Genomic DNA, 6,228 nt, shown 5'->3' with positions numbered 1-6,228 from the left:
TATAAGCTAAATATCTTATGAATATAATCTATAAATTATAATTATTCAGCAATCATCAGTTAATCAAATAAAAAATCATTTCCCTCCTTTTTTAGAAAATTATGGTATAATTGGCGATAGTATTCTGTAAAATAGAACACTAAACATCAAGTAACTTTAAAGGAGTCCTTAATGGCAGTAACACAAGCAGAGGTTGCGCAGCTTTATGTGGCGTTATTTAACAGAGCCCCCGAAGGCGCTGGATTCAAGGCATGGATTAATTTCGGCCACAACAAAACACAGGCCGAGATAGCCCAATTAATGCTAGAATCCCCGGCAGCTATAGAGTACTATGGCGGCAGAATAGACCAAGATAAAGACTATATAGAGCTTATCTATAAAAACATTCTTGGTAAAGATTACACAAAAGATCCTGATGGTATTAACGCATGGGTTAAGCACCTTCAGCTAGGTCATTCAAGAGGCGAGACTCTTGTGAAACTATTTGAAGTAGCTCAGTCTGCAGAAGCAAAAGCGGCAGATCCGGTTGCAGCTAAAATTTTCGAAAACAAGACGGCTATTTCAGCTTATATGGCTGAAAAAATCGCTAACATAGAAACAAGTGTTTCTGGAAGTTATGATTATAAACCGTTTCAGGAAATTATAAAAACTACAACTGATACCAATTTTGAAGAGCAAAAAGCAAAAATAGATGCCCTTGCTGCTTCTACGGTTCATACTCTTACCACTGAACCAAATGATCTTACCGGTGGAGTTGGACAAGATATTTTTAACGCGGTTGCAGATTCGTTTGTTGCTACAAACACTCTCAAACCTACTGATAAAATCGATGGCGGAACAGGTGAAAATACTTTAAATGTTACCGTAAAAGATAATTTTAATGGTATGACTACCGGTTTTATCAAAAACATCGATAATTTAAATTTGACAAGCACTGCTACAACTAAAAAAACCTTTAATGCACGAGATATTGAGGGTCTTAAGAAGGTAAGCTTAGATAGTGAAAATGGTATAAATTTCATAAATCCTCACAATTTAGTCGATTTAACCATTGAAAATCTAAAAAGCAGTACGGAGTCGTTTAAATTAAATTATAACACCGGAACTATCGCTGGCACAAATGATACGCAAAATTTGACATTAGATAATGTAAATTTGCATAAAAAAGCTATAGATAACGTGGTTGGCGTAGATGGCACGGGCATAGATATCCCAAATATCGAAAATTTAAACATAACCACAAAAGGCGAGAAAAGCACCGTATTTATAAAATCAGGTGATAACACAAACCACTATAAAACAATATCCGTCAAAGGTACTACCGATGTTAAGCTTATGGTGGAAAGCGATCGCTTAGAAAAGGTCGATGCTTCTGCATTTACTCACAATCTAGAGTATGAGTTTAACCCTAGTCAACACACCCCTATCGGTGCCACAAATGTTATAAAAGGCGGTAGCGGTAATGACACTATAAAACTTGACTTTAAAGATGTAGATGCTACAAATAAAACAAATTTCGATATAGACGGCGGTGCTGGTAAAGATACGCTAAATATCGAAAGATTAAAAGCAAAAGAGAACAAATTTACCGTAAACAACATAGAAAAGGTAAATATACAAAAAGTAGACACCGGTACGGCAAATGATACTGCAAGTATAGATTTTGCTGGCTCAGACGTAACAGCTCTTAACACCACAAAAACAAAGAGCAACCTAGTAGTTACAAACTCTACTATAAAAAGCGTTACGGTAGACAAGCCTGATCCGGAAAATACCGATGTAGCTTCCGGCCCTTACGGTAGAGTCGAGTTTAAAAACGGTTATTTACAAGAGATCAATATAACAAACACAATCGATCCTCAAGACGTTAACGGCAATGCTATAATAAATGCTGTTACTCCTGGACTACGCAGCCAGGTTACAGCTTATGTAGCTGCTGACGAGAGCGAAAGAGTAACCGTAAACGTAGATAAAAACGTATATGCTCAAAAGATCGGCGGAGCCGGCGCTACCGCTGCTTGGGTAGACGGTAACAAAATGCATGCAAACGAAGGTATAGGCATCATAGCTCCAAAAGCTAAAGATATAACCGTAAATTTCAACTCTATCGGTACATATGGCAATAGCGTACCTAATATTACGGGCATGAGCCTTACAAACATAGCGGTTCATGATCTATCTTCTACTATTCCGTTGCCTCCAAAAACCCTTGAGAAGTTGACCGTAAATTCAAAGTCAAGCATTCTAAGTAACCTGGATGCTACTTTCTTTGAGAAGCTAAAGGCTTTCAACATTAATACCGATGACAACTTTGACGCTTACGGTACTAGAGAGTTTAATGACATCGAGCAGATCAACGCTAGAGGTCTTGCTTCAAATAATATCAAAACCGGTAATGTTTATTTTGTAGATAACGTGATCGGTAAAGGTAGTGGCGCGGGTGCAGGCACAGCTGACGCTACTCAGTCTATTGCCATCACTGCTGAGCACTTAAATTCATTTAAGGCGAGCAAAGGCGTATTTACAAAAGGTTCTATTTCTGTAACCTTGAATGACATCGGCGGTAATGTCGAGATGGTAAACGCCATAAACAACATAACTACTGCCGCAAACAACCCGACTACCGGCTCTACGATGAAGGGCTATTTTGATTCTACCCTTACGACTTGGAACTTCCCGTACGCAACAGCCGATAACTCTATCGTTACTGAGGGTACGTTTAGCGTGAATGGTAACAACATCAATAATCTTTTGATAGGTAATATAGCCGCGAGAGATATAGAGATCAATCCTGGTAATGCAAGAGGTAACGTTAGCATAGCAAGCGGCGGTGGACAGTATACTAGCTCATCTTCGTATGCGAATTCGGTAGGTAAAGTCGGTAACGACAAAACCATAAACAACACGATAGATATGTCTCAAATGGCAGGCTCATATAACATAGGCGAGCTGTTTGGACAAAATGTTAATTTCAAAGGAGCTGTATTTACTAGGCCTACGTATTATAGCCCTGAAATAGACACCGGACTAGCTAGCGATAGATGGAATACCGGTCAAGGCTCAACTCCAAATGCGATTAAAGTAAATTTCGGCGGAGCTAGAACCGGAACAAATCCTGGAGATAAGCAAGATGTCGTAAACCTTAACGTAAGCGGCGTCCAGACCGGCGAAAAAACCGACGTATACGTCAAATTTGATGACGGTACGGCTTCTCCTAACGACCTTAAAAAATTTGTCGCTAAGGGCGAAAACATAAACCTTATAGTAAATCCTAAATTTAACGCTGCGACTACTTCAAAGCTAGAGACTATCGATCTAAGCGAAGTAAAAGCAGGATCTACTTCGTGGGTAAATCTATCTACCGTTCCTTATAGCACGGATACGACGAGCCATAGCGGATCTACTAATTCAGGTTATAGCAGCTGGCACAATAGAGAGGCAAATCAAGGTTTCGGCAACGCAGGCAACTCAAACCTAAAAAATCCTCTTTCAGACAACTACGGCACCGCGTCTACAGCTAACTTTAAGGCTACTTCAACATTACCTGATTTTGGTCCTAGAACCGGCGTTACCGGTAACGATGCGCCTACTTTCAACGGTACCAAGTGGAGTCATAAAAATGTCGACGGAACAACTACAAACTTAACAAGACCGTCTACTGAACTAGTAAGAGAAAAGAGTGACCTAGGTGCAAATGCTCACGAGAAACTTAAAGAGATCAAGGGTACTCAAGGTAACGACGTGGTATTGCTAGCTAACGATATGGCTACAAATAACGGTACCGGTAAGCTAAACGTAGATCTAGGCGACGGAGACGACATCATCCATGTAGGTACTTTGGCCACAAACACCGAGATCATCATCGACGGCGGCAAAGGACGCGATCTATTTGACGTAAGTAGAGCTAAAACCGATGCTAGCGTAAGTAAAATCGTAACTATCAAAAATATCGAGGCTGGCGATAGAATCAAACTCGCCGACTGGTTTGCGCACGGCTATGATCCTAAAGACCCTACCGGCGACAACAAAGATGCTGTTTATACAAATTCGCAGTTCCATACTAGAAACGCCACGGATATCAAGGTAAAATTCTATGACTATAACCACCCTGGAACTACAGGCGACAATAACCCGGCTACAAACGGTAGATATTTCCATACCGAGGTTGCTAATAACAAACTAGCTAAAGACGTCCAACATGTAACTCCTGTCTACGATAAACCTGTAGATATCACCGGTAGTACCGTAAACGGACAAAACGATACGTCTACAACCCCTCCAAGTAGTAAAGTAACCGGTTATGAATACTCTACAAACACTAAACCTACTATACTCCCTGGCGTAGAAAAGGGCGTAGTATCTCAATCCGGTACAGACGGTCATGCCGGCGGTGACAGATATGAGTATACTGCTAAATACGGCGACCTCGCATGGCAGACAGGTGCCGCTACAAATGACAAAACTATCGTAGCGAGCGGTAGCCAAAATATCTCCGTGGGCGGAAAAAATGCGGACGGTCAGTATGCTACTGAAACATTCCTAAACGGCGCTACAAAACCGTTTGTAGAGACTGGTTCCGCTCCTATTACGGCTGACTTGTCTACTACTAAGAGCACTGGCGTAAGTTTAACGGGCGTTAGCTATAATAGTGTTCCGAGCAATTGGATCTCAGGTCACTCTAGCGGTACTCCTCCAACCGGCACAACATGGGTTGATTGGACCGTTACGAAAGTCGATGGCACTACGGCTCAGTATCATAACCATACTGGCAACATTGCGTCCGACCCTACTGCTTCGGTACCTGCAGCCACTTGGCGTTTAAATACAGACGGTAAATTTTACGAGCTTGGCACAGGGCAAAACCAACACACTATCGTGAACGGCGTGCTATATTCTAACGAATACACCGATGCTCACGGTGTTCACGGTACTGCCGGCGCGGTTCTTGGCGGTACGCCTATCTCGGCCCACGGCAACGTAATCATACAAGGCTCAGGCGTAGCGGGACAAATAGGACCTAACGCAACGGCACCTACTGCTACAAACCTAAGAAAAGCCGTCGTCATAGAGACGTCTAATACAAGCGATAAGTATATAGGCAATATCAACAGTAGCGATAAGTCTCTATACGATGCGCACAATATCGTAAAACTAACCGTAAACTCTAAACTTACCGATTTGAGTACGGTTGCCGGCCTAGATACCCTAGTCCAAGCTGTAAATCACGCCATAGCTCACAATAGACTATGGAATGATACTACTCAAGTTAGAGACGACGGCCTTAGATTTAGCGCGACTTACTATAGCGATGCAGACGGCGCTACTACGTGGGGTCAAACTATAAGCGGCTACGTAAGACACATCAACTGGGGTGGCGGCGATAACGGATATTACGACGCTCACAACGATAGACTATATGCGTTCTCTTGGAAGGGCGATACATACCTAGTTTATGATAAAAAAGCTGTAGCTGCAGGTACTACCAATTCGATAGGTACTGAAGACACTATCGTAAGACTTGCCGGTGTAAACCTAGAAAACCTAAAATACACCGTTGATCCTGAAAAAGGTACTATCACTATCGATAGTCTCGATCAGGCTTAATCTTCTCTCAGGCGGCTTATGCCGCCTGATTTTTTATCTGACTTTATCTTCGTATTATTTTTAGTAGTTTTTTATTTTATAGCCCTTAATCCGCCCAAACCCAACCACACCAAATTTGACTTTATTTTCATTCCATCCCTACCCCGATATAGTCACGTTTTTAGGCTAAATAAATCTTTAAATATTACAAATAAATTCCAAATTACACATTCATTTAAGCTTATTCTTTAAAGTTAAGTCCTATAATAACACTAGCTAAAATAAATTTAATCTAAGGAGGACGCCTAAAGACGCCAATAGTAATAAAGGTATTTAGAGTAGAGTCGTAAATTAAAGATTTACAGGTAATAGCTAAGTAAATTTAAGGAGAAGCTATGAAAAACTCAAACGTTTCAAGAAGAGATTTTGTTAAGTTAAGTATGGTAGGTGCCGGAGCTTTGGCTCTAGGCGGAGTAAATGCTCAAGCTGCGGTTAACGCTAAAGACGTCAAATTTGACGAGGAGTGGGACGTAGTTATCGTGGGCTCTGGTTTTGCAGGACTTGCAGCTGGTATCACCGCAGCCGAAAAGGGCAATAAAGTCCTAATCCTAGAAAAGATGGGACGCGTCGGCGGTAACTCCGTAA

General features: G+C 41.4%; 2 protein-coding genes. Both read left to right on the top strand.

Going from position 1 to position 6,228, the window contains the following annotated elements; genetic code table 11:
* The first annotated feature begins 171 nt into the window (after positions 1-171).
* Positions 172-5,604, top strand: a complete 5,433-nt coding sequence (locus tag Q0386_RS08285; protein ID WP_299029666.1) for a DUF4214 domain-containing protein — start codon at positions 172-174, stop codon at positions 5,602-5,604.
* A 374-nt stretch (positions 5,605-5,978) separates the two neighbouring features.
* Positions 5,979-6,228: FAD-binding protein (locus Q0386_RS08280; protein ID WP_299029663.1), on the top strand; the 250-nt coding region annotated here is incomplete at its 3' end.

The organism is uncultured Campylobacter sp. (genome assembly GCF_938045625.1).
Lineage (GTDB): Bacteria > Campylobacterota > Campylobacteria > Campylobacterales > Campylobacteraceae > Campylobacter_A.
This window is presented reverse-complemented; position numbering and strand designations above follow the sequence as displayed.

Bases quoted from the DNA above. Each gene is read 5' to 3' on its own strand.
- Q0386_RS08285 (WP_299029666.1), top strand. From the start codon at position 172: ATGGCAGTAACACAAGCAGAGGTTGCGCAGCTTTATGTGGCGTTATTT.